Below are 2440 nucleotides of genomic sequence, written 5' to 3' on the forward strand. Positions count from 1 at the left end.
AACTTTTGAAAATGCGTAACTTACGTCATTTCAATGCGTTGCGTCAAAATTCTGCTTGATTTTTTCCTCTAACTTCTGCTATTCTATAGGCATACGGATAATCTTAACCACATTAACAAGGAGCAACGCCGCAGCAGGCCAAAGATAGGCCTACAAAATTTCCATTAGTTATCCGTAGCTCAATAAGTTAGGAGATTTTAAAGAAGTGGGATTTTCGTGTAAACCGTAAAGCAAACCAGTTATCTAAAAAGCTTTGCGGTTTTTTTATATACTGGAGGAGGTGAACAGTATCAAATGGCAAAAGGAAAAATAAAGTGGTTCTCAAATCAAAAAGGATATGGTTTTGTTACCGGAGAAAACGGCAAAGACGTCTTTGTGCATTTTAGCGCTATTAAAGGCGAAGGATATAAATCTTTGGCGGAAGGCGATGAGGTAGAATTTGAAGTTACTCAGGGCCCGAAAGGCGAACAAGCCACCAATGTAACGAAGATTTAAAAAAACAAAAAAATAAAGGGGACGGTTCTTGAAAAATAATCGTCCCCTTTATTTAAACTCCTGCGTTCTTGCTACCTGCGGCCTCTGCTTTTCTGTCAAAGTTGCGTCAACCGCGGTGTAGTAGACGCGGAAAAACAATTAAGAGAATAATCCTCTTACTGACAATCAGCCGAACTGATATTGCCACCGGTTACCGCAACTTTGACAGTTGCCTGCCGTAAATCTTTGTTTTATCGACGACAACCTTAAAAAGAGCCCCTGACGGGACACTACATTTTCTCTTTTATCTGATAAGCAATGATTCTGGACGGAGGGGCTGTGCCTGTGGCCTTAAAAGCAAGGTGTGCCTTGTTAGGGAATTCAGTCCTGAAGATTATCTCTTTCCTGCCTTCCGTTAACTTAACTGCCTTAATCTCTCTTACCGCATTGAAAACTTCCGTATAAGAAGCAGCTTTATCAATTTCTTTAATCTTTTTATGCAGGGTAATCTTAAAGAGCAGCGCCAGGAAGCAGATAAACACATGGGCTATAATTCTGCGTTCTGTCCAGTGGTAAATGGGTGAGGCCTCCAAATCCTGCTTTAAGTCCCTGAATCCGGCTTCAATCTGCCAGAGGTCTTTATAGTAGAGGGCGACTTCTTTTGAAGGGAGTTTTGTGTTTGTTAATAATACCCATTTGCCGTCATACTGGTTCTCCTGATGAAGCCGTTTCTCATTCAATTCAATGTCGCCTTCAAAATCTACATACTTCTTGTAGCCGTTCTTGATAATCCATTCCTTAGTGGTAGACTTGGCTATCTTTTTCTCCAGATGCTCTCTAAAGAATTGCCTGTTTTTAAATTCGCGCTCTGCTTCTTCCGGGTTATAGCAGACAATATACCGGCCTTGGTTTGGAATAACTACTTCTTTAACGTAAAGATCATCCCTTACCGGCAGCATCTTATCAAGGCCAAGCAGGTGTTTACGCTTTTCTTGGTCAAACTGGCGCATCTTTACGCCTAAGATATATTCCTGCTTAAGCCCGTTAAGCTTAGAGATGTTATCGCTTGAGACCATGCCTCTGTCAGCTATCCAGACTAATTTGCCTATCTTATAATTATTCTTAAGTTTTTCTAATACGAAAAGGAAGCTTTTTAAATCAGAGGTATTCCCGGGGAATGTCTCTACTGCTACCGGCAGGCCGTCTTTAGTCATAAGTATGCCAACGATGAGCTGCTTTAAATCACCCCGTTTCTCCTTAGAATAACCGTATTGCAGGATACCTATCTTTTTGCCTTCGCCCCAGTATTTGATTGAGGTAGTGTCAAACATTACTATATCTAATTCCTGATTAAATAAATCGGCTGCCTTAAAAAATAATTCTTTCTCAAAATCAACCTTGTGCTCATAGATAAAGTCAAGGCTACGGTAGAATTGCTGTAATTGCAGGCTCTCCCACTTTGGCTCGTATACGCCTTTAAGCCACTCTGCGCTATGGTGTTCACTACCCGCGGATACAAGGCGCGAGATAATCAAACTTAAAATACATTCGCTGATATCAAAACGGTATTTGTAAGAACGAAGGTGTTTCTTGAATATTTCGCCAAGGCCGGTTATCTCCCAGAGTTTGCGCAATACCACGATAATCCCGTATTCCTTTGACCAGTCGCAAGAGGTTAAATCCATATCCATAAGTTTTTTGGTCTTGGCGTAATCTTTTAATTCCTGGATTAGGATGTCTGCGATATTTGTTTCCCTAAGCAGCTCTAACCTGCCTAAGTTTGTTACAATCTTCTGCCTGACCTTTCCAGATACCCGCTTATTCTCTACGATTAAAAGATATTCTCTGATCTTACCCGCACTGGTTTTAATTCTTTTTACCCTGGCAAACATTACTCACCTCCATTGAATAGCACCACATTCAATATAGCATATCTATCATATTTGTCAAGGGAAAACAGGCTATT

2 protein-coding genes are annotated in these 2440 nt (G+C 40.7%); one reads left to right on the plus strand and one right to left on the minus strand.

Features of this window, described 5'->3' with window-relative positions; translation table 11 throughout:
• Positions 1-294: 294 nt before the first annotated feature.
• The gene (locus HZA10_08670; GenBank protein ID MBI5196382.1) at positions 295-495 is read left to right on the plus strand and encodes a cold-shock protein; all 201 of its coding nucleotides are present in this window, start codon (positions 295-297) and stop codon (positions 493-495) included.
• Between the two features lie 269 nt (positions 496-764).
• Here the strand turns inward: HZA10_08670 and HZA10_08675 are convergent, their stop codons facing one another.
• Positions 765-2366 (minus strand): IS1634 family transposase, encoded by a 1602-nt coding sequence (locus HZA10_08675; GenBank protein ID MBI5196383.1) that lies wholly within the window; start codon positions 2364-2366, stop codon positions 765-767.
• Between the last annotated feature and the right edge of the window lie 74 nt (positions 2367-2440).

The sequence above is a fragment of the Nitrospirota bacterium genome (assembly GCA_016212185.1).
Classification (GTDB): domain Bacteria; phylum Nitrospirota; class Thermodesulfovibrionia; order UBA6902; family DSMQ01; genus JACRGX01.